The following is a 24,214-nucleotide window of genomic DNA, read 5'->3' as shown; positions in this document are numbered from 1 at the left end:
AACGCGGTCATCATCACCCGAAGCCTGCTCCGCCGAGCCTGGACGACCCACCGCTGGGACACCCGACCCACCCGACGACCCTGACCTATCCGCGCGATCTCTTAGGAGTTCTGCCTCATGTCCACAGCACGCCGCGCCGGGGTCCTCGGCCTGGCCCTCGGTGCCACCGCCATCGCCGGAGCCGCCAGCGCCAAGCCTCTCGATAAGGTCGCACCGATCGTTCCCGCCACCGCCGCAGCCACTGCTGCGGCTGTCGGCGCTCCGGGCGCCCGGGACACCACGCCCTATTTCACGATCCAGTTTGGCCGCACCCAGTGGGTGTCGGCAGACAAGCTCTGCAAGCCCCTGCAAAATGCCGTCACCCTCGGCCGGGTCGCCACCCTCCTGCAGCAGCGGGGCAAGGTGGCGTCGGGCAATGTCGTGGTCAAGCGCCAAGGCGTCAGCCAGTCGTGCTTCTCCAACTACGTCATCTCGCCCTCGTGGAACGATCTGACCCAGTTGCGGACGGTCTATGGCTGGACCTTCAACAGCGCTGGCATGACCTACGCGAATATGACGACACTGACGCCCACCGAGCAGCTCGCCGAAGCATGCGGATCCGTGGGTGCACTGGCGCGCCGCGGGCACACCCGCGCGTGGGGATTGTTCGCCTACCCGAACAACAAGTACTCCGACAAGATCCAGACCCAAGTCGTCAAGAAGTGTTTCGCCTTCGGCCGGCAATACGGCGACACGACCACGACGCAGGCGGCTGGCGCGCTGTGGCCGAACTGGCAGACCACGGTCTCGGTCAACGGCGGCCGCTGCGCGGACACGACCCTGGCCTGCTCGACCTCGGGCGCCTCGTCCACCTATCAGACACCGGCGATGCTTATTCCCAAGACCCGTGTCGCCGCGGGCGCGTGGACCACCATGCAGTGGTATCGCCTGGTCACCGGGACGAGCACGACGGGCACGGTCGCGCAATGGAACTGCACCGGCGCGGAGAACACCCACTGGACCAGCGATGCCGAGCTGTATTGCGTGCGCGACTTCCTGCGCGTGATCGACGCCATCCCCTCCACCGTGAAAGTCACCGACGCGGCGACCGTCGCCGAGGCGTGGGGCGTCAAGCCGTCCGGCACCTGATCGCTGCCTCGGCGCACGAGAACGGGCCCGGTCCCCCCGCGAGGGGGGCCGGGCCCGTTTCGGTGGCACACGGCATACGTGCCCGTATGCCCGGTGCCTCAGTTACCGGTGAGCTTCTCGCGCAGCGCGGCGAGCGCCTCGTCGGAGGCGAGGGTGCCCTCGGCGACCGGCGCGGAGGCGCTGGAGCCGCTGGCGGAGGAGTAGGAGGACTGGGTCTCGCCCGCGGTCTCGCTGCTCTCTGCGTCGGCCTTGGCCGCGGCCTCGACCTGGGCGCGGTGCGCCTCCCAGCGGGCGAACGCCTGGGCGTACTGCTTCTCCCACGCCTCACGCTGCTTCTCGTAGCCCTCGAGCCACTCGTTGGTCTCGGCGTCGAAGCCCTCGGGGTACTTGTAGTTGCCCTGCTCGTCGTACTCCGCGGCCATGCCGTAGAGGGTCGGGTCGAACTCGACCTGGCCGGCGCCGTCCTCGTTGGCCTGCTTCAGTGACAGGCTGATGCGGCGACGCTCGAGGTCGATGTCGATGACCTTGTCGAAGATCTCCTGACCGACGGTGACGACCTGCTCCGGCAACTCCACATGGCGCTCGGCCAGCTCGGAGATGTGGACCAGGCCCTCGATGCCGTCCGCGACGCGGACGAACGCACCGAAGGGCACCAGCTTGGTGACCTTGCCCGGCACGACCTGACCGATCGCGTGGGTGCGGGCGAAGTGCTGCCACGGGTCTTCCTGGGTCGCCTTCAGCGACAGCGAGACGCGCTCGCGGTCCATGTCGACGTCCAGCACCTCGACGGTGACCTCATCGCCGACCTCGACGACCTCGGACGGGTGGTCGATGTGCTTCCAGGACAGCTCGGAGACGTGGACGAGACCGTCGACGCCGCCCAAGTCAACGAACGCACCGAAGTTGACAATGCTGCTGACCACACCGGAGCGCACCTGACCCTGCTTGAGTTCACGCAGGAAGGTCGTGCGGACCTCGGACTGGGTCTGCTCGAGCCACGCACGGCGCGACAGCACGACGTTGTTGCGGTTCTTGTCGAGCTCGATGATCTTGGCCTCTATCTCCTTGCCGACATAGGGCTGGAGGTCGCGGACGCGACGCATCTCGACGAGGGACGCCGGCAGGAAGCCACGCAGGCCGATGTCGAGGATGAGACCACCCTTAACCACCTCGATGACGGAGCCCTTGACGACGCCGTCCTCTTCCTTGATGCGCTCGATGGTGCCCCAGGCGCGCTCGTACTGCGCACGCTTCTTGGACAGGATCAGCCGACCTTCCTTGTCCTCCTTCTGGAGAACCAGGGCTTCGACCTCGTCGCCGACCTTGACGACCTCATTGGGGTCGACGTCGTGCTTGATCGACAGCTCACGCGAGGGGATGACGCCCTCGGTCTTGTAGCCGATGTCGAGGAGGACCTCGTCGCGGTCGACCTTGACGATGCGGCCTTCGACGATGTCGCCGTCATTGAAATGCTTGATGGTCTGGTCGATAGCGGCCAGAAGCTCTTCCTCGGAACCGATGTCGTTGATCGCGATCTGAGGGGCGGTCGAGGAGACCGTGGTTGCAGTCATATGTGCAGGGAACCTTTGATGTGGACAGGGAATAGTGCGGACAGGGTGTTGGTGCGCCCGCATACGATTCCCCCGGGTGCGGGCAGACATCAGCGATGTCGACCGGGACCAGGGAGAGCGCACACGAGTGCCTGGTAAGTCTATCGGCCGCGTCCATACGTGGTCAAAGCGTCGCGAAGGAGCCGGATGAGCGAATCGGTGCACGTCAGCCGGGATGCGGTGACCCAGCCGGAGTCGGTCGCCGCGCAGCGCGCCTGGTGGGACCGGGAGGCCGGCGACTATTACGCCGAGCACGGCGCCTTCCTCGGTGACGACGACTTCGTCTGGGGGCCTGAGGGCTGGACCGAAGACGAGTTACGCCTGCTCACCGGTGCCGGTATGCCGTCCGGTCCGGTCCTGGAGATCGGCGCCGGTGCCGCGCAGTGCTCGCGCTGGCTGGCCGGGCAGGGCGTGCCGGTGGTCGCGAGCGATCTGTCCGGCAGGATGCTGGCGCAGGCGGTAGGGATCCAGCGGCGCCGAACGGGCGGCGGCACGCACGCGTCCGTCCCGCTGGTCCAGTGCGATGGGGCGCGCCTGCCCTTCGGGGACGCGAGTTTCGCGGCGGTCTTCACGGCCTACGGGGTGGTGCCCTTCGTCGCGGATTCGGCTCGGGTGATGCGCGAGGCGGCGCGTGTCCTGCGGCCCGGCGGCCGCTTCGTCTTTTCCACGACGCACCCGATCCGGTGGGCCTTCCCCGACGAACCGGGGCCCGAGGGATTGACCGTCGTGCAGAGCTACTTCGACACCCGCCCCTATGCCGAACGCGACGACCACGGGCGCCTGACCTACGTCGAGCACCACCGCACGCTCGGGCAGCGGGTCCGCGAGATCGTCGCCGCCGGGTTGCGGTTGGTCGACGTGATCGAGCCGGAGTGGCCAGAGCGCAACACCCAGGAGTGGGGTGGCTGGTCGCCGACCCGAGGCGCAGTCCTGCCGGGCACGGTCATCTTCGTCGCTGAACGGGCATGATCCGGCTGGTCGGGGTGCCCGGATCCACCCGGGTCCGGCCGCCCCGCCATGCCGGTGGTGGAAGCACTACCCTCGACCCGACGACAGGCACGCTCGCAACGGCGAAAGGGCACCAGACATGGCCAAGGCAAAGGTCGCGCTCGGGATCGACATCGGGGGGTCGGGGATCAAAGGCGCCCCCGTCGACCTCGCCACCGGCAAATTGCTCGCCCCGCGGTTGAAGATCGCCACCCCGGAGAAGTCCACCCCCAACGCGGTCGCCGCGATCGTCGACGAGATCGCCGACTCCTTCGCCGACGAGTTGCCCAAGGGTGCCCCGATCGGCGTCACCATCCCCGGCGTCGTCCAGCACGGGATCGTGCGGACCGCCGCGAATATCGACAAGTCGTGGATCGACGCCGCCGGTGAGGACATCTTCTCCAAGGCGCTCGGCCGCACCTGCTTACTGGTCAACGACGCCGACGCCGCCGGGGTCGCCGAGGATCGCTTCGGCGCAGCGGCCGACAAGGAGGGCCTGATCGTCCTGACCACGCTCGGCACCGGCATCGGGATCGCCTTGATCCACGACGGCGTCCTGATCCCCAACTGCGAGCTGGGGCACATGGAGGTCAATGGCCACGACGCCGAGACCCGAGCGGCGTCGAGCGCCAAGGATCGCGAGGGCCTGAAATACAAGGAGTGGGCGCAGGAGCGGCTCCAGCCCTACTACAAGCGGCTTGAAGACCTCCTGTGGCCCGACCTCTTTGTCGTCGGTGGGGGCGTCTCTCGCAAGGCCGACCGCTTCTTGCCCTATCTGGAACTGCGCACCCCGATCATCCCGGCCGGTTTGCAGAACGAGGCCGGCATCGTGGGTGCGGCCGCGCTCGCCGCGGACCGCGAGGCGGGCGCTAAACCACTCTGACCCGACCCCGCCCTGGGCCGGGCGACCGGTCAGCCGTGGAGGATCTGCTCGGTGGTCTCCGGGGCCAGCGGCGGCGCGCTGAAGGCGTGGCGCTCGTCCTGCTCTCGGAACCACGCGATCGTGCGGCGCAGGCCGTCCTCGACGGGGACCTGCGGAGTCCAGCCGAGCAGGCGCTGCGCGAGGGTGGTGTCCGGCTGCCGCACGGTCGGGTCGTCGACCGGGCGCTCGATGTGCACGACCTCGCTACTCGAGCCGGTGAGGTCGACGATCCACCGGGCCAGGTCGAGCATCGACAACTCGTGCGGGTTGCCGAGATTGATCGGACCCTGGTGGTCGGCATCGGCCATCGCGAGGATCCCCGTGACGAGGTCGTCCACATAACAGATCGAGCGGGTCTGCAACCCGTCGCCGGCGACGGTGACCGGCTCGCCGGCGAGGGCCTGACGGATGAAGTTGGGGATGGCTCGTCCGTCGTTGGGCCGCATCCGCGGCCCGAAGGTGTTGAAGATCCGCAGGATCCCGGTGTTGACGTCGTGCGTATGCCGGTAGGCCAGGGTGAGCGCCTCGGCGAACCGCTTGGCCTCGTCGTAGACGCCACGCGGGCCGACCGGGTTGACGTGACCCCAGTAGGACTCCGGCTGCGGGTGAATCTCCGGATCGCCGTAGACCTCCGAGGTCGACGCGAGCACGAATCGGGCCCGCTTCTCCTTCGCCAGGCCGAGCGCGTGCAAGGTGCCGATGGACCCGACCTTCAGGGTTTCGATGGGCACCCGGAGGTAGTCGATCGGCGAGGCCGGCGAGGCGAAGTGCAGCACGATGTCGACATCCCCGGTGACGTGGAGGTAGTCGGTGACATCGGTGCGGAACAGCCGGAAGCCGGGGACTTCGAGCAGTTGGGCGACATTGTCCGGCGTCCCCGTGAGGAAGTTGTCGAGGCAGACGACCTGGTCCCCGCGCGCGAGCAGTCGTTCGCACAAGTGGGAGCCAAGGAAGCCGGCGCCACCTGTGACGACGACACGCATAGCTTGGACGATCAGCCCTTCGTCAGATTGATGCCCGAACCGCTCTCGGGGTCCTTGGGGTCACGGCTGCCGAAGAGCGGGCCGCCCTGCTCCAGGCGCGGCAGCGGCCGGGTTGCGTCGGGGGCCGTCGCCCCAGCGCCGGGAGCGCCGGGGCGGCGGACCGTCGTGTCGAGAGCCGGGTCGGTGCCGCGCGGCAGCGTCGTGCCGACGGTGGTGGCGCCTGCCGCGGTCGTGCCTGCAGCCGGAGCCGCAGCAGCGGGCGCCACATCATCGTCGTCGCCCTTGCCCAGGACGAGCAGGGCGCCGAGCGCCAGGCTCGCCAGGCCGAGCAGGCCGGCGATCCAGGGCATCTTGCCGACCAGGCCGAGCTTGTTGCCGTTGGCCTTGGCGTCGGAGACGTTCGAGGCCACCTGCTCGTCGGTGAAGGCGAGGTTCATGTCGAGGGCGGACCCACCGTCGGCGAGGGTGCGGACCTGCTTCTCGGCCTGCTTGATGATCGAGCCGGTGACCGGGTCGATCCACATCGTCTTGTCGTCGGAGTACTTGCCCTGCACGCCGGAGGCAACCTCAGCAGGCTGGTCCTGGACGTTGATATTGAACTTGTAGGTGCTGAGCCCGTCGAGCTTCTCCTCACCGACGAACGCCGCGTCCACAGCCCGGTTGAGGATGCCGTCCCAGAAGGGGTAGGTCTTCTTCTCCACGCCGAAGGGGAATTTGTTGATCAGACCCTCGTGCGGCGAGGCATTGGCGCCGAGGAACTTTTCCTGGTCGGAGACGGCTTCCGCGGTCACCCGGTCGGTGGCGAAGTTGTCGGCGCCCGCGTTGATCAGGCGGGTGTCCGCGGCCTCGGCACTGACACAGTTGGGAGCCTTGCCGTCCTTATTCCACATCAGGCAGGTGAAGCTCTGGAAGACCGCGACCGCCCCGGTCGAGGCGTCGCCGTCGATAACCGTGTGACTGGTCGCCTTGACGGGCGCCCGGTCACTGCCGAGATAGCTCGCATCACCGAGGAGCGTGGTGATGCTGTCGACGTCGAGCGGAGTCTTCTTGACCTGCCCGGGCACCCACAGCGCCACCATCAGGGCAGTGGTCAGCAGGAAGCCACCGAGGCCAAGCAGGAGCGGTCCGAGAATTTTCCGCATGATCGAGGTCGTTCTCCTAATGGGGGGCCGGCCGGCCGGAGCAGTGGTCGGCAGATGCTACCAGCGAGTAGGACGGATGGAAACCTCCGCGTCGCTGCCAGACCGCGTCCGTATGCTGCCCGCCATGGATTCGGAGCACCGCCACCGTGCCGTGCTCCCCGCGCACGTCGCCGCATTGGACGGCCTGCGCGCCGTTGCGGTCGGTCTCGTCGTGCTCACCCACGCGGCCTATCTGACCGGTTTTGTGAACTCGGGCGGATTCTGGGGTGCGCTGCTGGGACGCGGCGATTTCGGCGTGGCCCTCTTCTTCACGCTTTCCGGCTATCTGCTCCACCTCGGCTTCCTGCGCGCCCCTGGGGAGCGGCTCGACATCGGCACCTATCTGTTGCGCCGGGCCGCGCGCGTGCTCCCCGCCTACTGGGTCGTGCTGCTGGTTGTCTGCGTGGCCGCACGGCCGGACGCGCGGGATGTGGTGCTGCACGCGCTGGCGCTGCAAATCTATGCGCCCGGTTCGCAGATCCCCAGTTTCTCCCCCGCCTGGTCGATCGCCACCGAACTCTCCTTCTATGCGGTGCTCCCCATTGCGGCCGCACTTCTGCACCGCGTGCGGCGGCGGAATGCGGACGCGCCGCTGACCCTGCTGACGGCGCTGCTTCCTCTCGCCTTGGCCTGCACCTGGCTGGCACCCAGTGGTGACTTGCGCGTGGACACGCCCTACGAGCGCTGGCTGCCGGCACGCAGCGCGAGCTTCCTCATCGGCATGATCCTCGCGGAAGCCGTTGTCCGGCAGTCGCATCCGCTCGCCCGCCGGCTGCGCGCCTGGATGGCCGCACCGGGCCCCGTGCTGGCTCTGGGCGCCGCCGTCTACGCCCTGGCCACCACACCGGTGGCCGGGTTGCTGACGCTCGGCATCGTTAGCGGATGGCAGTTGACGACCAAGATGCTGCTCTCCTGCGTCTTCGCCGCCGCCCTGCTCGGGCCGGTGGTCCTCGGCTCGCGCGGCTGGTGGACGGGCTGGCTCTCTCGCCCGGGCGTGGTCTGGGTGGGCCGGATCTCCTACGGCATCTTTCTGTGGCACGTCCCGGTCTTCGTCGGGCTCTATGCCGTGACCGGCGTCGACGTCTTCAGCGGCGGGTTGGCCGCACTCTTGGCCATCGGTGTCCCGATCACCATGGCCCTCGCAGCCATCAGCTTCGCCTGGATCGAGGCTCCGGCGATCCGCTGGGCGTCCCTGCGCCGCCGGTCCCCAGCGGCGGGGGAGCAGGTGGAGCCGCAGCCACCACGATCAGCAGCGCCACCAGGCTGAGCGTGCGCGTCGTCGCCTCGACCCATGCCGCCCCAGGCCCGGTGCCATCGGCGAAGCCCGCCTGAACGGCGCCGGCCAGGGTGAGCAGGATCACCACGACAACCGGGGCCGGCTGGCGTGTCGCCGCGCCTCCGAGAGCAGCCACCACTGCCCGGGTCGTGGGTCGCTCTTGCGGCGCCCGATCGTGATCAGCCGCGGCATCACCGGGTCGCCGGCCCCGGCCGGATGCGATCAGGACGAGCCCGGCGAGGACAGCACCTGGCATACCGGCAAGCAATGCGCCGAGCGCGAGCACGCCCAGGGCGCGCACGCCGCGACGCGTGGGTTGGCCGGGGCCGCCCTCGTCGACGGGCACGACGCGCCGACGGCCGGGCCAGGTCGCCGCCACCAGCACCCCCAGCCCGAGCACACCGCCGGCCCCGAGCGCGCGCCGGTAGGGACGGTCCGGCGCAAAATCGATGACCACCTCGCCACCCGCACCGGCCGGCAGGACGAAGGCCTGGCGGTAGCCGTCGACGGTTCGCGGCACCAAGGCCGTGCCCCCGGCGCGGGCCCGCCAGCCGGGGTTGGCATTTTGAGTGAGCACCACGAACCGGTCGTATGCCGCGGACTCGACCCTCGCAGTCAGGCCACCGTCCGCAGCGGCCACGACCTCGGGAGCCGTGCCCGCGGCAGCGGTGGAGCCGGCGACCGGGCCCGCGTCGGCGCGGGCCACGAGCTGGGCCGGCACCAGGTCGCGCCACCTGCCCACACTGACCTCGGTGGTGCCCTTCGGGACGGGAGCGCTCGCACAGGCCTGCCAGACCAGGGTGCCCGCGCCGGCCACGGCCGCGCGCTCACCGATGACCGCGGTCGGGATGGTGGTCCCGCCCACGAGCAGCTTCGGCCCTCCGCCGCACGCGACGCCGACGCTCGGACCGGGTGGCGATGGGGCGAATCCGGCGACGTCGACGCCGGCCAGCTCCAGGGCCGTGATGTGGTCGGTGCCCGCGTCCGGGATGAATTGCAGGACCAAGGCGGTGGTCGCCATCGCCGGCAGCGCAATCCGCCCGTCGATGCCGAGCACCGCCACGGTGCGCCGGCCGTCCCGGGTGACGGCCACCGTCATCGGCGCGTTCTCGGCCAGCCAGTCGGCCCGGGCGTGGACGCGAAGCCCGGCGACGAGCTGGGGCGCGGTGAAGCGGATGGTCAGGGTGGGATCGCGGTCACCGATCGCCGGACTCCAGGCCGTCCCGGGGTCGGCGTCCAGGACGGCGCGCGGTGCCCCCACTTGCCCGGCTGCCCGGGTGCTGCTGGCGGTGATGCTCGCGATGCCGGGCAGGGCGAGCAAGGGCGATGGGTGCGCAGGGTCGGCGACCAGGGTCCCCGACATGGCGTAGGTCGAGGCCGCTGTCGTGGAGACCGACCGCCGCAGCTCCCCCGTCTCCTCCGCGGGCCAGCCGCTGCCCTCGAGGCACTGGTAGCCGGCGGCGCTGCGGATGCAGCCGTCGAAGGCCTCGGGGTCTCGGCTGAGGACGAAGCCACCGGTCGGCCCGGACGTGGCGGGCGCCGGTGCATCGACGATCTCGCGGGCGTCGAGACCCGGGACGGCGATCTCGGCGAGCCCGGTGAGCGCGAGGCCGGGGTCGCCGCTGCTCGTGCGCACGATGGTGATGGTGAGTTCTCGGCCATGGTTGGCGGGCAGCGCGATCCGCGACCCATGCACGGCGAGGTCGACGTCGATGGACTGGCCGCCGAAGCTGACCCGCACCCGGGTCGCCGCGGCGACCGACCCGAAACGGCGCCGGTCGGCGGCGGGCCGGATCTCGATCGCGTCGATGCGGCGATCGGCGGCGAAGGTCGCGGTCCAGGTGGGCGCCGGATCGCCAAGGGTCAGCCAGGCGGTGGCCGAGTCGCCGTCGAGAGCGGCATACGGGCGGCGGGCGGGCACCAGCCCGGCGAAGGTGAGCCGGTCGGACAGGGCGGACGACGCGGTCAGCGAGGCGAGGCCGCCGCCATACGTCACGGTGGTGCGCAAGCCGGGGGCGGGCCAGGGAAAGTAGTCGGCGGCGCCCTCGGCCTCGGCGCGCGTCAGCATGCGGGTGACGTCCTGTCCGCGCGTGGTGCCGAAGTAGCGGTCGCGGGCGGCGAAGGTGTCGGTCTCGACGCGGGCGGTGCCGTCGCGCGGGGTGGCATCGCCGTCGAAGAGCACCGGGCCGCCGGCCAGCGCACTCTCCTGGAGCGCGGGCAATGCCTCGCTCGCGCCCGCGACCACGGGGATCGACGCCCCCGGCCACAGGGTCAGCCGGGGGGATGCCGTGCCGGTGATGGCGAAGATCTCGACGGGGCTGACCGGGGTGCCGGTGACATCGCGTTGGGGTTTCCCGAAGCCCGCGACCCGGCTGATGCCGGGGCTGTCCAGGAGCGCCGACCGGGTCACGGCGACGGGCGGTCCGCCGGTCAGGTCGGTGGCGAGGTCGTTGCGCAGGACGACATATTTGACGCCGGCGGCCAGCAGCGCCCGGCCGACGCCGCGCAGGTCGCGGCCACTCTGGGCGCGCCGGGTGATCTCATCGAGGAAGCGGATGGTGCCGGCCGGGGTGAGCGGGACGGCGTCGCGCACGGCATACGGCGCGGTGGTCAGGGAACGCAGGGGCTCATCGATGGTGCGGCCCCAGGTGTATTCGCCGAAGCTCGCCGACGGCAGCAGCACCGCCCCGCCATTGGCCGTATGCCGATCGAGCCACTCCCCCGCATCGCGCCAGTAGGTGGGCATGCCGGTAAAGGTCCCCCGCGTCGCGACCGTGCCCCCGAGCGCCGGGGCGGCCCCGATGACGACCAGGCCCGCCGCAAGCGCCGGGACCACACGGCGGGCGCCGGCTGCCTCGGCGCGGGGGGACGTCAGGTGAGCCACGGCGCGAGCGAGGTGACGCAGCGCGTTGACCAGGCCGATCGTCAGCGGCAGCCGGACCAGCGGGTCGGCCTTGTGCACATTGCGGAAGGGCGCGAGCGGACCGTCGAAAGCGTCACGGACCGCCCCCGCGATCGGGCTGGCCAGGGGACCCTCGTGACCGAGGGCGATAAGCAACACACCGGCGCACAGGGTCGCGAGCAGGAAGCCGCGGCGGCGGATCGGCATGGCCAGGCCGGCCAGCCCCAACCCCCCGAGAATGGTCGTGGCCACGACCACGCTCGGGCTATCGGTCAGGGCCCAGCCGGCGGGCCACCACGGGCCGCCGGGAACCAGCAGATGGCCGAGCCAGTGGGTCGTGCCCTTGACGACGTCGAGCAGCCCTACCGTCTGGACGACGGCGTTGGCGTTCTCGATCCACGTCAAGAAGGGCGGGCTGTAGCGACCCAGGAGGAGCAACGGCCCGAGCCACCAGGCCGTGGACGCGATCACGGCGCCCGCCCACCACCAGGTCAACGCGTGGCTCCACCAGCGGCGTTCGGTGATCAGCCACAGCCCGGCGGGGACGCAGGCCAGCAATGTCGCCGTCGCATTGACGCCCCCGCACAGCAGGATCGCCACGGCGGAGAGGGCGACCGCCCGGCGCGGGCCGAGGCGCCCTCGGCCCGCGAGCACGAGCGGCAGGAGGATCGCCGGGGCCAGCAGTTGGGTCTGGGCCTCCGGCGAGATGGCCCCGAGGGTGGAGAGCACACGGGGGGCGAGGGTGTAGGCGAGCGCACCGACGTGAACGGCGCCCAGGCGGCCATCCGTCAGGCTACGCAGCAACGCGAGCATCGCGAGGTAGCCGATGGTCAGCAGCGCGGTCCACCACAGGCGCTGCACGACCCATACCGGCAGGACCTCGGAGAGCACCGCATAGAAGGGGGCCATGGGGAAGAGGTAGCCATAGCCCTGGTTTTGCAGCATTCCCCAGGTGACCTGCGGATCCCACAGGTGCAGGGCGCGCCGCATCAGCCCCCAGGCATCGACGTAGAGGTCGTTCTTGGTGTCTTCGCCGATCTGGCCCGCCGGCGTGGACCAGGCCACCGTCCACACCAGCGCGAGGCCGGCCAGCGTCGTCAGCGCCGAAGCCGGGTCGCGCGGCTCCCGCCTCCCGTGTCGGCTGACGGAAGCTTCGGCGAGGCCCGCGTCTGTGGCCGGCCCGACGTCACGACTTCCCGGATGCGGAGGCGTCACGGCACCTCGGCGCTCGCCGCGGCAGTTACCGTGCGGTAAATTTGGGTCTGCCCAGGCTGCACCCGGACATGGTACGGCCGCCCAGTCGCCCGTCGCCGAGGACCGAAGTGAGTCGCCGCCACCTGCGCATCCTGTGCCTGTCGTGGCGCGACCAGCACCACCCCGAGGCCGGCGGCGCCGAGAAGTACCTCAGCGAATTGGCCGAGGGCCTGACCGCGCGTGGCCACCAGGTGACCATCCGCACGGCCGCCTATCCCGGTGGCCTGCCCGACGAGGTCGTCGGCGGGGTCGCCTACTCCCGGCGTGGCGGGCACTACGGCGTCTTCCCGCGGGCGCTGGTCTCGCGGCTGGCCGGGCGGCAGCGGGCCGATGTCGTGATCGACGTCCAGAACGGCGTGCCCTTCCTCTCCCCCCTCGTCGGCAACACGCGGGTGATCAACCTGATCCATCACGTGCACCGCGAGCAGTGGCCGATCGTCGTCGGGGAGCGGGCGGCGCGGGTCGGTTGGTGGCTGGAATCGCGCGTCGCCCCACGCGTCTATGCGGCGAGTGAGTATGTCGCCGTGTCGGATTCGACCCGGGCCGAGTTGGTGGATCTCGGGGTCGACCCGGCCCGGATCACGGTGATCCACAATGGCACCGACGTCGTCGCCGACGCCGGGGTGGCCCGGTCGGCGACGCCGCTGATCACGGTGCTCGGCCGGCTGGTGCCGCACAAGCGGGTCGAGTTGGCGATGGACGCGGTCGCCGCCCTGCTGCCGGAGTTTCCCGACCTGCGCCTCGACGTCGTCGGCTCGGGCTGGTGGGCGCCGACCCTGAGCACGTATGCCGGGCGGCTGGGCATCAGCGAGCACGTCACCTTCACCGGACAGGTCTCGGAGGCCGAGAAGCACCGACTGCTGGCTCAGTCCTGGGTGCTGGCGTTCCCGTCGGTCAAGGAGGGCTGGGGACTGGTGGTCGTCGAGGCCGGCGTGCACGGGACGCCGGCCGTTGCCTTTCGTGATGCGGGGGGTCTGCGGGACTCGATCAAGGACGGCGAGACGGGGCTGCTGTGCGAACCGGACGGCGCGGCCTTCACGGCCGCCGTGCGTTCGGTGCTGGCCGACGCGGACCTGCGGGCGCGGTTGGGCGCCGAGGCGGCGAACTGGGTGAGCCGGTTTCGCTGGTCGGAGACGGTCGATGCCTGGGAGCGGCTGCTCGTCGGGACAGGACAGCCCGACGGGGCATGACCGACTGGCGGGGCATGACAACGGCCCCGCTCACCCATCCGGGCAAGGGGGCCGTGGTGCCTGCAGGACTTACGGCTCGTCGTAGTTCGCGAGCGTATTGGGGGCCTGGTTTGCGCCGGGCGTGATCGCCGAGACCCCGCCGCAGCTCGCCGCGAGGGCCAGGATGACGCCCGTAATGAAAGCAGCGCCGCCTCGGCGGCGCCGGCGGGTGGAAGTCGTCGACATATACCGAAGAGTAGCAAAGCTCCGGCACCCAACGCCAACACGCTCTAGACGCCACGCCGAGGGCCCGGCGGACCCGGTGGCTGCGCGGCCGGTCAGGGGCGGGCGGCACCCCGTCCGGACCGGCGCGGATGGCGACGGGCGATGGCCCATCCGGCAGCGAATGCCCAGGTCAGCACGGTCATCGCCCACCCGGCCACGAGGCTCGGACGGATCGGTTCGACGCCGCCGGCCACCGGTCCGAGGTCGTAGGCCACGGCGCTCGGCCCGCTCGCGATCGGCGTGGCGCCGGACAGGCTCGCCGGGACGGTGAGCCCGTGCTCGGTCCTGACGCCGCCGACGGCCGGATTCTGATCGGCGCCCGTGGGATCGCCAGCGGCATCGGCCTCGATCAGCAGATAGCGCACGCCCTGGCCGCGCAGGGCCAGGGCGGCATCCTCCCCGGTGGCGATCGCTCGGGAGACCGCCGTGGCGCGCGCATCCTCGCCGGCGATGGTGCCCGTCCGGGTCGGCAGGGCGTCGTTGACGAGGACCTGCTGGTCGACCAACCGCGGGGCGAGCGTCAGCGAGACGCGATTGCCGTTCCAGGGGTAACGCCGGTATTGCCCCCACGGCAGGACGCCGACCAGACCATCGGGCAAGCGGGACAGCGTCGCCGTCGTCGCCAGCAGGTCCGTGGGCACCACCGCCGGCGTCAGCCGCCCGTTCAGACCCCAGACCAGGGTGGGCTGCAGCGCCACCGGGACCAAGACGGCGGCCAGGGCCGGCATCGGCCGCCACCCGGCCAGGCGTGGCGATCCGGCGAGCCGGTCGATCGCCACGCCGGCGGCCAACGCCGTCAGTAGCATCCAGGCGGCGAGGAGTTTCTGCGTGTCCCGCAGCACGCCGCCGCCCGGCACCGCGCCGATCACCGACGCCCAGCCGTCGCGCACCCCGGGCACGCCGCTCGCCAGCACGACGAGATAGGCGAGCACGGCCGCGCCGAGCAGCGGCCGCGCAGCACCTCGCAGCAATGGGCGCACACCGGCGGCGAGTGCGACCACCGCCAGCGCGGTCAGGATGCCGGTCAGTTGCCAGGGTCCGCGCGCGGCCGCCTGACCGGCGCCGTTCCAGAATCCACCCCCGGTGACGAGCGACAACACCAGCCCGTATGCCGTGTCCGACCGCGCCCCGAAGGCCGCAGCCCCGCTCGCGGCACCGGTCACCTGCGCGGCCAGGGCGGGCAGCGCCCAACAGGCGGCCAGGCCGGTGCCCAGCGCGACCACGACACACGCGGCTCGCACGCGGGATAGCCGTGGGCGTTCGCCGGATCGCGCGGGCCAGGCGAGCAAGACCAGGGCACATGGCACGGCAATGACCAGGGCATTCGCCCCACCGACACCGGCCAGGGCCAGCCACGCCGCGACCGGCGCGAACGAGCCGTCGGCACGTCGGGCGCGCACGATGGCAGCGCAGAGGGGGGCGAGCACGGCATACGCCAAGAGGACCGTCCAGTGCCCGATCGCGAGCCGCTCGGCGACGAAGGGATTCCAGATCGCCACGACCGCGGCACCGGTGCGGCCGGCGAGGCCCATCGGGCCGGCGAGCTGGGCGAGCAGGCGCGCCGCGCCCGCCCCGGCGAGCGTGAGGATGCCGATCAGGATCAGCGCCTGGGCGAGCCCAGCGCCGGTGACACGGCCGATGAGGACGGCCACCGCGTCACTGGGAACGGCGCGCGGCGCGGGAATGCCGATCCCGCGGACGAATGGGGTCCATCGCGGGCGCGGGGACCAGGCCAGGTCGTAGGCGATCACCGTGCCGCGGCGCAGGAAGGGGGCACAGATCGCGAGCGCGAGCAGGAGGGCCACGAGGTCCGGCGCGTGACGGCGCAATCGCGCGTCGGCCGTGGGCACAGGGGCGGTGATCGTGGACCTCCTTGGTGGACAGCATGAGTATGACGACCGTGTCGGGCCGGGCTTCCTACTTGTCGGTAACAGCCGGCGGCGGACCGTGCCACAATCGTCCCCGCCGACCACCCGACCCGAGCCCCTCTGATCCCGATCCGGAGTCCCCCGTGCCCCATCGCCAAGCGAGCGCCGCATGATGCGCTTCGGCTCGTTCGCCGATGCCTGGACTCTGGCCGAGGACATTCCGGGCTGGCTGACCCCCGACCAGGCGCGGCTGCTCTGGGACGAGGCCCGCCGGCTGCAACCCGGGGCGCGTGTGCTGGAGATCGGCAGCTATCAGGGCCGCAGCACGGTGGTCCTCGCGGCCGCGCTGGCCGACTCCGGTGGCCAGGTGGTCGCCGTCGACCCCTTCGTGGACGACTGGAAATATGGCTCCCCCGTCACCCGCTCACGCTTCGAGGAACACCTGGCGCGGGCCGGCGTGGCCGCCGGTGTCCGCCTCGTCGCCGACTACTCCACCGCCGTCCGGCCGACCTGGACCGAGCCCCTGGACCTGCTTTTCGTCGACGGCAAGCACGACGTCCTGACGGTGCTGGACGACCTGAAGTTCGCCGCGCACGTCCGCCAGGGTGGCCGGCTGCTCGTGCACGACTGCTTCTCCTCGGTCGGCGTCACGCTCGGCGTCCTGCCCCTGCTGCGCCCCGGGTCGCCGCTGCGATTCCTCACCCGCACGGGATCGATGGCCGTCTTCGAGCTCGGTTCACCGGGCGTGTCGGACCGGCTTCGCCTGCTGGCACAACTGCCCTGGTGGGCGCGCAATATCGGCATCAAGGTCTTGTTGAGGTTGAAGCTTCGCGGCCTCGCGCGCCGAGCCGGGCACGACAGCCTCTACGACCCATTCTGACCCGCACGCTACGCGCCGAGCAGGATCTCCACTGCCCCCGCGAGATCGGGCACGTCGACCCCCAGCTGAAAGGCCCGCATCCCCAGGCCCCGGGCCGGCGCGGTGTCGGTCGGCATGTCCCCGACCAGCGCGCATCGCTCGGGCTGGGCCCAGGGCTCGGCGGCCAGCACCTGGCGGAAGAGCCCGTCCAACGGCTTGCGGCAGTTGCACGAATCGTGATCGTGCGGGCATACGGCCGTGTGGTCCAGGTGGGCACCGTGCGCGGCGAGCGCGACGTCCAAGGCGGCCGATACGGCCGCGAACTGTTCCCAGGTCACACGCCCGGTCGCGAGGCCGCGCTGGTTGGTGACGACGACCACCGGTATGCCGGCGGCGTTCAGGCGGGCGATCGCCTCGCCCGCTCCCGGCAGCAGCACCACGCTCTCGGCCGCGGCGACATAGCCGCCCTCCTCGCGGACGTTGATCGTCCCGTCCCGGTCGAGGAAGACGATGTCGTAGGCCGCCAGCGCCCCCGCCGGCCCGATCATGGGCGGCTCACCGCTCAGCGGGCCCAGACGTGGTCCACGGCTTCGCACCAGGCGTGGGTCCACATCAGGTGCACCTCCTGGATGCGCGGGGTGTAGTCGCTCGGCACCACCAGGAGATGGTCGGCGTGGCCGGCCAGCTGCGCGCCGCGCACCCCGGTCAGCACGATCGTGACCAGGCCGCGCTCGCGAGCGACAGCCAGCGCCGCTGCGATATTGGGCGAGGAGCCGCTGGTCGTCATCACGATCAGCACATCCCCGGGCCGCCCGTGCGCGCGCACGCCGCGGGCGAAGACCTGATCGAAGCCGTAGTCGTTGCCGATGGCCGTGAGCGATGTCGAGGATTCCGCCAGGCTCAGCGCCGGCAGCGGGTCCCGGTCGCGCACGCAGCGCCCGGCGAACTCGGCGGCCACATGGCTCGACATCGCCGCACTCCCGCCGTTCCCCGCGACGAGGACCGTATGCCCGCCCCCCACCGCCGCCATGACCGCCGCCCCGGCCGCATCCACCGCTCCCACCAGCCCTGGCTCGGCCAGCGCCGCTGCCAGCCGGACCCAGTCCGCGCGCGCGTCGGCGTGCCGCCGGGCGATCTCCGCAGCGCCCCCGAGGGCTGCCTGCTCCGCGTGCGTCATGCCGTCTCCACCCGCCAGGTCGTCACGCCCTGCTGGGTGAAGCTGGACTCGGACACCGTCATGTCCAGCTCCAGCAACTTCTCGGCCACCACGTGCTTGCGCTCGAACTCGCAGACAAAGATCATGTGGCCGCCTCCGCCGGCCCCGGTGACCTTGGCACCCAGAGCACCATTGCGCAGCGCCACCTCCACGGCCTCGTCGATCAGCGGCGTGGAAATGCGATCAGACATTTTGCGCTTCTGGGCCCACGCCTGCCCCAGGAGCGAGCCGAAGGCCGGCACATCGCCGCGCAACAGGGCCTGCTTCATCGCGTGCGCGATCTCCTTCTGCGCGCGCAGCCCCGCGGTGGCGTCGGCCTGGCCGTGCTCGTAGCGGCTGACCTGGTCCTCGATGATGTGGTCGCTGACGCGGGTCTTGCCGGTGAAGGCGAGCAGCATATTGTGTTCGAGCTCGTGCACCGTCGCCTCGCGGATGCGCAGCGGGTAGACGACCACATCGTCGGCGCCGAACTCGATGAAGTTGAACCCGCCGAAGGCCGCGGCATATTGGTCCTGCAGCCCGCCGGGGATCGCCAGATCCTCGCGCTCGAGGCGGACGGCGAGTTCGGCGATCTCGTGCGGGGTCAGATCGACACCGAGATGGGCCCCCACCAGGGCGATCACCGAGACCATCACCGCGCTTGAGGACCCCAGCCCCGATCCGGGCGGGGCGTTGGTGTGTAGGAAGAGATCGAAGCCGGTCGCCGCGAAGGCGTGCGGGAACTCCAGCAGGTGCCGGATGGCCGCCTTGGGCAGGTCGAGCCGCCCGTCGAACTCCACCGGCGAGCCGACGGCGAAGTCCACCGACTCACCGAAATCCAGCGACTGCACGGTGACCAGCCCGTCGGCGCGCGGCCGCAGGGTGGAGTAGGCATACCGGCTGATGGTCGCCGACAGCACGGCCCCGCCCTCGCGTTCGGGGAAGGGCGGCACATCGGTCCCGCCGCCCGCGAAGCTGACCCGCAGGGGCGCGCGGGCCCGCAGAGTTGAGCGCGTGGGCAGCACGAACCGGTCCTTTCCTGACGTCGGCAAGGGGTGACGGTATCCCATCCTCCCCCGCGATGGTTACTCCGCGGTAGCCGCGGACGGGAAGCGCTCCGCGTCCCCGAGCGCGCCGGCCTCCAGGGCCGCTCCGGGCCCGACGACCGCCCCCCGGCCGAGGACGCTGGCGCGCACCCGAGCCCCCGCCCCGACGCTCGCCCCCGGCATAAGCACGCAGCCGTGCACCGCGGCGCCGGCGCCGACATGCGCATCGGCACCGATCACCGATCCCCCGTCGACGATCGCGCTCGGATCGACGGTCGCGCCTGCGCCGATGATCCGCTCCAGCCCCCGGGAGCGCACGATCTGCGCCGAGGTCAGCACGAGCGCGGCCGGCGTCCCGACATCGATCCAGTCCGCCTGCTCGCGGTAGGCGCGCACCCCCCCTGCGGCGACCAGCCGCGGCAAGACCTCGCGCTCGAGGGAGACCACGCCCGGCCCGATGGCGTCGATGACCCGGCGCCGCAGCACATAGGTGCCGCCGTTGACCTCCTGGCTCGGCGGGTCGGGTGACTTCTCGACGAACGCGCTCACGATGCCGCCGGCGTCCGCGACCACCGAGCCGTATGCCGTGGCGTCCGCCACCGTGCGCAGTAACAGGACCGCGTCGGCCTCCGGCGCGCCGGCCAGCACCGCGAGCTGCGCCCCGAGGTCGTGCCGGGTGAAGTGGTCGCCGTTGACGACGACGATCGGGTCCTCGGGCGCGGTCTCCGGCAGTGCCGCGATGGCATGCGCCAGCGCACCCCCGGTGCCGAGCGGCTCGGGCTCCACGGCGTACCGCAGGTTCAGGCCGACGTCGCTTCCCGGCCCGAAGACCGGCTCGAAGAGCTCGGCACGGTAGGACGTGGCGAGCACGGCGACGTCGACGCCGTGTCCGGCCAGCCAGCGCAACTGGTGGGCGAGGAAGGGTTCGCCGGCCACTTCGAGGAGGTGCTTGGGCCGGTGCGCGGTCAGCGGGGCCATACGGGTGCCGAAGCCGCCCGCGAGGACGATCGCGCGGGTCACCGGCCGGCCGCGATCGCCTGGAGTTGCGGCGCGAGCCAGGACCAGAAGATCGCCCCGGATTCGGTGGAGAAGTGCAGACCGTCGGCATAGAGCGGGATGCCGTTGATCGTGTCGTGGTAGCCACCGGTGCACAGCAGGCCGAACTGGTCGAGCACGGGGACGCCGGCCCCTTGACCCCAGTCGGCGACCATGGCGTTGAGCGCGCCGACCGCGGCGTCGTCATTGGTCCGGGTCAGCTCGGAGGTGCCGACGATATTGGGCATCCGGTGGCAGGCGAGGTTCATCACGGCGACGTGCGCGGACCCATTGTCCTTCGCTGACGCCACCATCTGGTCCAACTGGCCGCGCAGGTAGGCCGTGTGCTCGGCACTCCCCGCGGTCAGGACCCGGCCGTCGACCTCGATGTCGTCGAGCATCGGGTGGGTGAGGAAGACGAGCGCCACATCGGGCCGGTGCGCCGCGACCGTGGCCGGCCAGCTCGCCCGCCAGTCGCGGCACGCCTGCGTCGTCGGCTGCACCTGACCGTCGACGACCTTGGGGGCGTCGTACATATCGCAGCCGAAGTTGGTGTCCTGGTCCACGGCCAGGTCGGGGTACGTCCCGGCTGGGAAGCTCGCGGCCACGCTGAAGGGAATCGAGTTGCCCAGCAACATGATTCGCCGCTGCTCCGCGCCGGGAGTGTAGCTCGGCGCGGCATACTGCAAGCCGTCGGTGCCGCCGGCGACCGCGCGGGTGCTCGACGGCAGCAGGGCGATGAGGACGGCCAGCAGCACCGCGGCCGCGAGGGCCGACAGCAGGCCGAGCCGCGGCATACGGGGCCACCAGCCGCTCAGGCCGCGGCTGCGGATCGGGTGTTCCACGAAGCGATAGGACAACCCCGAGAGCGCGAGGGTGATCGCGAACTGGAGCACCGCGAGCACCAGCCCGTGCAGGTGCATCCGCTGGGCGTCGAGGAAGACGATGACCGGCCAGTGCCAGAGATAGAAGCCGTAGGAGATGACGCCGAGCCGGCGCAGGGGCTGCGCCGAGAGCAGGCGCTGCACCGGCGAGGCGTTGGGGCTGGCCGCGGCCACCACGACGAGGACGGTCAGGACCGAGAAGGCCAGCAGGCCGCCCTCGAAAACCCCGGGTGTTGTCTCGTGCACCAGCGTGAAGCAGGCCACGAGCGCCAGCAGAGCCGGCAACGCCACCCGGCGGCTGAGGTCGTCGATGCGGATCCGGGCCGGGCGGCTGATCGGGCTGCCCGGCGAGAGCAAGGAGGCGAGCACGGCGCCGGTCAGCAACTCCTGGGCGCGGGTGTCGGTGCCGTAATAGACCCGGCTCGGGTCGATTCCCGGGTGGTGCAGCAGCATCATCGTCAGCGCGCTGGCCACGGCGAGCGCACCGAGGACCAGGGCCAGGCGCCGCGTGCGCCCGAGCAGGCGCAGCAGGAGCACGAGCAGCAGCGGATAGAGGAGATAGAACTGCTCCTCCACCGAGAGCGACCACATGTGCCGCAGCGGGGACGGGCTGGCGACCGCCGCGAAATAGGCCTCGTCGCCGAGCAGGAAGTGCCAGTTCGCGGCATAGAACCAGGCGGCCAGGGCGTCGCCGGCCAGGGCGGCCCGCCGCGCGGCATACGTCCAGAAGAAGCCGGCCGTCACGACGGCGAGCAGGACGAGGATGACCGCCGGCAGCAGGCGGCGCGCGCGGGCGAGCCAGAAGTCGGTCAGGTCGATGCGCCCCAGGCGGGCGCGCTGGGTCAGCAGCAAGGTGGTGATCAGATAGCCCGAGAGGACGAAGAAGACGTCCACGCCGAGCCAGCCGCCCGGCAGCCAGCGCGGGTTGGCGTGGAAGACGAAGACGGCGAGGACCGCGACCGCGCGGATGCCGTCGAGGCCGGGCCGGTAACGCAGGGATTTGTGCGCGCTGGCCCAATGCCGCGTGCGCCCCAGCGTCGCGCCACGCGCGAGCGCCGTGGTTGTCACCGGGCAATGGTGCCACGATGGTCGGGAGCAGCCGTACCCGCCGGTAATCTGTGTGTATGTCTAGTGCATCCCAGCCGGTCATGCGCGGCGAACGGATGAGCACCGGCGCGAAGGTTTCCACGATCATCGCGGTGCTCTTCTTCCTGCTCGCCGCGTACTACTACTTCGTCCCGATCAACATCCAGGCTCAGCAGGGCGTCTTTGGCTGTGGGTCGGCGATCCACCCGCCTACCGACGACTTCGCCAAGGGGATCTGCCAGGACCTCTCGACGATCAACCGCTTCCGCTCGCTGATGTCCCTGATCGCCGCCATCCTGGTCGGCGGTCTCGGCTGGATGCTCTTCGGCGGCGGCATCCGCGCCGCCCGCGTGGGCGCGGACGACGACGAAACCACCGAGTCGCCCCGCGACCCGGCCGCCTTGGACGACTGAGCCGGTCACATGGACGTCGACGCCTTTCTCGCCCAGGTTCCTGCGCTCTTCGACGGGGATCCGATGGCCGTGGGCCCGGCCGACCCCGCCTACGCGCGCGTCGTCGAGCAGGTGGCTGGCTACACCTCGGCCAACGAGTTGGCCGTGCTCAATCTCGCGGCGAAGCTGCTGCCCGAGGGCGAGGCCTATCTCGAGGTCGGGACCTTCAAGGGTCGCTCGCTGTGCGGTGCGGTCATCGGCGTCAGCGGGTGCACCTTCTACGCCAGCGAGAACTACCTCGAGTTCGGGATGCTCGGCCAGGAGGCCCGCGACGAGCTGCAGCGGAATCTCGACGAGCACGCCGCGGGCGTCGACGTGCGCCTGATCGAGGGCGACTGCTTCGTCACGCTCGCCAAGCCGGGCGTCATCCAGCAGCCGGTCGGCGTCTATTTCTACGACGGCAAGCACACCACGCTCGCCCACTATCTCGCCCTCGGCCTGGTCGAACCGCTGCTGGCCGACGAGGCGCTCGTGCTCGTCGACGACGCGACCTGGCCGGTCGTGCAGAAGGCCCACCGCAGCTATCTCGCGCGGCACGACGGCTGGGAGGTCGTCGCCCGGTGGGATGCTACGCAGACCGGAGATCCGTTGTGGGCCAACGGATTGCACGCCTTGAAGTATGTCCGCCCGGCCGAGCGGCGCCTCGGCCACAGTCGCGATGTCTCCTGGCTGCGCCGCGCGCAGGTCGGCGCCGTCGGCCCGGCCGAATCCGCGGCCTGGCACACGCTGCACCGCTACCCGCAACTGGTGCCGCTGGCCAAGAAGCTCTATCCGAAGAAGCCCTCACGCATCGAGTGACGGATCGCCCCCGAGCACCGGGGCGAGTTCGCTGAGGGCCGTTGCGGACTCCTCCTCGGTCAGGTCGCGCGGCGAGCGCAGGAGCACCGCAGCGAAACCGACGGCCACGACGAGGGCGGTCGCGACCAGCGCGGTGGCCAGGATCCGGTAGGCGTGCTGGTGCTGCCAGCCGACGACGACCACCACGATCACGGCGGTGGCCACCCACGTGACCAACCCGAGGCGCCCATCGTCGGTGGCCATGCCGGCATACAGCAGGACCTGGGCGAGTCCGAGCAGGACGCCCAGGACGACGAACCACACGATGATGCCGTCGGCGTGCGCGTATGCCGCGCCACCCACCGCGCGCACGAGCAGGGGCGCGGTGGCCATCGTCCCGACCACGGACACGGCGCCAATCGCGACGACGAAGCCGGCGGCTTCGAGGACGCGCTTGCGGCTGGTGGACGGGTGCAGGGCGGGCACGATCCCCAGGGCGAGGAACTGGGTGCCCCACATGACGACCTTGCTGAAGACCGACCCGAGGGCATAGGCGCCGGCATCGTCCGGGGTGAGGAAGTGCCGCGCGAGCAACAGGTCGACGCTGGAGAGGGCGACAAGTGCGCCCAGCGTGCGGTTGGCCCGCAGCAGTTCCGGCAGCGCACCCGCACCGAGCCCGGGGGCCAGGTCGCGCAACTCGCGCCGCGCCTGCCAGGCCGGGAGCACGGCGCCGACGACGCCCGCGAGAAGAAGCGCGGCGAAGAGTGCGTCGATGCTCCCGTGCAGGACGCCGACCACCGCGACCGCGACGGTCCGCGCGACGGCGGTGGCCAGGACCGAGACCCCGAAGGCGATCAGCTGGCCCCGGCCGAGTAGGACGCCCTGCAGCGCGGCGGTGATCGCCATCGGCAGCAGATTGGCCATCGCCAGCACCACGGTCCGCGGGCCGCTGAGGTGGAAGGCATCGACGACCAGCAGGCTGCCCAGGGCACCGAGGACCGCCAACGCCAATCCGAGGCCGGCCGCGATCCGCAGGCCGGTGCCCGGGTGCACCGCCTGCCGGCGGGCGACGACGACCTGGATCGCGCCCACCGGAATCGCCAGGAGCAGGCCGGTGCTGTTGACCGCCGAGAAGGCGCCGAACTGCGCCGGACCGAGCGCGCGCGTCGCGATCAGGACGAAGACATACCCCAGGACATTCGCCAGCGTCATCAGCACGCCGAGCGCCAGCCCGCTCAGCCGGCGCGGGGCCGCGGCGGTAAGCACGGGAGCGGACATCGCCAGCAGCGCCCTTTCTGCGGATTCCGGCTGCGGC

Annotated in this window: 20 protein-coding genes; 8 read left to right on the top strand and 12 right to left on the bottom strand. The window is 71.2% G+C overall.

What is annotated here, in order from left to right:
• Positions 1–117: 117 nt before the first annotated feature.
• On the top strand, positions 118–1,128 hold the full coding sequence (locus tag ABD209_RS09805; protein WP_344065412.1) for a polysaccharide deacetylase family protein: 1,011 nt from the start codon (positions 118–120) through the stop codon (positions 1,126–1,128).
• A 98-nt stretch (positions 1,129–1,226) separates the two neighbouring features.
• Here ABD209_RS09805 and rpsA read toward each other — a convergent pair whose 3' ends face one another.
• Positions 1,227–2,699, bottom strand: coding sequence for a 30S ribosomal protein S1 (gene rpsA, locus ABD209_RS09800; RefSeq protein WP_344065409.1), 1,473 nt, complete (start codon positions 2,697–2,699; stop codon positions 1,227–1,229).
• 186 nt (positions 2,700–2,885) lie between these two features.
• Here rpsA and ABD209_RS09795 point away from each other — a divergent pair, with 186 nt between their 5' ends.
• Together ABD209_RS09795 and ppgK are read left to right on the top strand one after the other, a co-directional pair.
• Positions 2,886–3,707: a methyltransferase domain-containing protein gene (locus tag ABD209_RS09795; protein ID WP_344065406.1), complete on the top strand. Its 822-nt coding sequence runs from the start codon at positions 2,886–2,888 to the stop codon at positions 3,705–3,707.
• 118 nt (positions 3,708–3,825) lie between these two features.
• Positions 3,826–4,608, top strand: coding sequence for a polyphosphate--glucose phosphotransferase (ppgK, locus tag ABD209_RS09790; protein ID WP_324388328.1), 783 nt, complete (start codon positions 3,826–3,828; stop codon positions 4,606–4,608).
• 29 nt (positions 4,609–4,637) lie between these two features.
• Here ppgK and ABD209_RS09785 read toward each other — a convergent pair whose 3' ends face one another.
• The gene (locus ABD209_RS09785; RefSeq protein WP_344065402.1) at positions 4,638–5,630 is read right to left on the bottom strand and encodes a UDP-glucuronic acid decarboxylase family protein; all 993 of its coding nucleotides are present in this window, start codon (positions 5,628–5,630) and stop codon (positions 4,638–4,640) included.
• An 11-nt stretch (positions 5,631–5,641) separates the two neighbouring features.
• On the bottom strand, positions 5,642–6,772 hold the full coding sequence (pgfA, locus tag ABD209_RS09780) for a cell envelope lipid trafficking protein PgfA (RefSeq protein ID WP_344065399.1): 1,131 nt from the start codon (positions 6,770–6,772) through the stop codon (positions 5,642–5,644).
• Positions 6,773–6,896: 124 nt separating this feature from the next.
• Between pgfA and ABD209_RS09775 the strand changes: the two genes are divergently transcribed.
• Positions 6,897–8,078, top strand: coding sequence for an acyltransferase family protein (locus ABD209_RS09775; RefSeq protein ID WP_344065396.1), 1,182 nt, complete (start codon positions 6,897–6,899; stop codon positions 8,076–8,078).
• On the opposite strand, the gene ABD209_RS09770 is transcribed toward ABD209_RS09775, so the two are convergent.
• The gene (locus ABD209_RS09770; protein ID WP_344065393.1) at positions 7,960–12,204 is read right to left on the bottom strand and encodes an alpha-(1->3)-arabinofuranosyltransferase domain-containing protein; all 4,245 of its coding nucleotides are present in this window, start codon (positions 12,202–12,204) and stop codon (positions 7,960–7,962) included. The genes ABD209_RS09775 and ABD209_RS09770 overlap by 119 nt on opposite strands.
• Before the next feature lie 107 nt (positions 12,205–12,311).
• Between ABD209_RS09770 and ABD209_RS09765 the strand changes: the two genes are divergently transcribed.
• Positions 12,312–13,433: a glycosyltransferase family 4 protein gene (locus tag ABD209_RS09765; RefSeq protein ID WP_344065390.1), complete on the top strand. Its 1,122-nt coding sequence runs from the start codon at positions 12,312–12,314 to the stop codon at positions 13,431–13,433.
• 69 nt (positions 13,434–13,502) lie between these two features.
• On the opposite strand, the gene ABD209_RS09760 is transcribed toward ABD209_RS09765, so the two are convergent.
• A complete protein-coding gene (locus tag ABD209_RS09760) occupies positions 13,503–13,658 on the bottom strand; it encodes a hypothetical protein (RefSeq protein WP_344065388.1) in 156 nt (51 codons plus the stop codon).
• Between the two features lie 92 nt (positions 13,659–13,750).
• On the bottom strand, positions 13,751–15,547 hold the full coding sequence (locus ABD209_RS09755) for an MmpA family trehalose lipid delivery protein (RefSeq protein WP_344065385.1): 1,797 nt from the start codon (positions 15,545–15,547) through the stop codon (positions 13,751–13,753).
• 187 nt (positions 15,548–15,734) lie between these two features.
• On the opposite strand from ABD209_RS09755, the gene ABD209_RS09750 reads away from it, so the two are divergent.
• Positions 15,735–16,445 (top strand): class I SAM-dependent methyltransferase, encoded by a 711-nt coding sequence (locus ABD209_RS09750; protein WP_344065382.1) that lies wholly within the window; start codon positions 15,735–15,737, stop codon positions 16,443–16,445.
• Positions 16,446–16,453: 8 nt separating this feature from the next.
• Here ABD209_RS09750 and ABD209_RS09745 read toward each other — a convergent pair whose 3' ends face one another.
• Genes ABD209_RS09745 through ABD209_RS09725 form a run of 5 tightly spaced genes read right to left on the bottom strand, consistent with a single transcriptional unit; the run spans position 16,454 to position 21,652 of the window.
• Positions 16,454–16,972, bottom strand: coding sequence for a D-glycero-alpha-D-manno-heptose-1,7-bisphosphate 7-phosphatase (locus ABD209_RS09745; RefSeq protein WP_344065379.1), 519 nt, complete (start codon positions 16,970–16,972; stop codon positions 16,454–16,456).
• Between the two features lie 14 nt (positions 16,973–16,986).
• A complete protein-coding gene (locus ABD209_RS09740; protein ID WP_344065376.1) occupies positions 16,987–17,601 on the bottom strand; it encodes a D-sedoheptulose-7-phosphate isomerase in 615 nt (204 codons plus the stop codon).
• A complete protein-coding gene (locus ABD209_RS09735) occupies positions 17,598–18,644 on the bottom strand; it encodes a GHMP family kinase ATP-binding protein (RefSeq protein ID WP_344065373.1) in 1,047 nt (348 codons plus the stop codon). The genes ABD209_RS09740 and ABD209_RS09735 overlap by 4 nt, the downstream gene beginning before the upstream one ends.
• Positions 18,645–18,704: 60 nt before the next feature.
• Positions 18,705–19,685 carry a nucleotidyltransferase family protein gene (locus tag ABD209_RS09730; protein WP_344065370.1) on the bottom strand — a complete coding sequence of 327 codons (981 nt, stop codon included), beginning with the start codon at positions 19,683–19,685 and terminating at the stop codon, positions 18,705–18,707.
• Positions 19,682–21,652 (bottom strand): acyltransferase family protein, encoded by a 1,971-nt coding sequence (locus tag ABD209_RS09725; protein ID WP_344065367.1) that lies wholly within the window; start codon positions 21,650–21,652, stop codon positions 19,682–19,684. The genes ABD209_RS09730 and ABD209_RS09725 overlap by 4 nt, the downstream gene beginning before the upstream one ends.
• Positions 21,653–21,708: 56 nt before the next feature.
• Here ABD209_RS09725 and ABD209_RS09720 point away from each other — a divergent pair, with 56 nt between their 5' ends.
• Both ABD209_RS09720 and ABD209_RS09715 read left to right on the top strand, forming a co-directional pair.
• The gene (locus ABD209_RS09720; protein WP_344065364.1) at positions 21,709–22,083 is read left to right on the top strand and encodes a hypothetical protein; all 375 of its coding nucleotides are present in this window, start codon (positions 21,709–21,711) and stop codon (positions 22,081–22,083) included.
• 9 nt (positions 22,084–22,092) lie between these two features.
• The gene (locus tag ABD209_RS09715) at positions 22,093–22,920 is read left to right on the top strand and encodes a class I SAM-dependent methyltransferase (protein WP_344065361.1); all 828 of its coding nucleotides are present in this window, start codon (positions 22,093–22,095) and stop codon (positions 22,918–22,920) included.
• On the opposite strand, the gene ABD209_RS09710 is transcribed toward ABD209_RS09715, so the two are convergent.
• Positions 22,906–24,177 carry a lipopolysaccharide biosynthesis protein gene (locus tag ABD209_RS09710; RefSeq protein ID WP_344065358.1) on the bottom strand — a complete coding sequence of 424 codons (1,272 nt, stop codon included), beginning with the start codon at positions 24,175–24,177 and terminating at the stop codon, positions 22,906–22,908. The genes ABD209_RS09715 and ABD209_RS09710 overlap by 15 nt on opposite strands.
• Between the last annotated feature and the right edge of the window lie 37 nt (positions 24,178–24,214).

The sequence above is a fragment of the Nostocoides vanveenii genome (assembly GCF_039531165.1).
Taxonomy (GTDB): domain Bacteria; phylum Actinomycetota; class Actinomycetes; order Actinomycetales; family Dermatophilaceae; genus Nostocoides_A; species Nostocoides_A vanveenii.
Note: the sequence above shows the minus strand (reverse complement) of the source record. Positions and strands in the feature narration are given on the sequence as shown.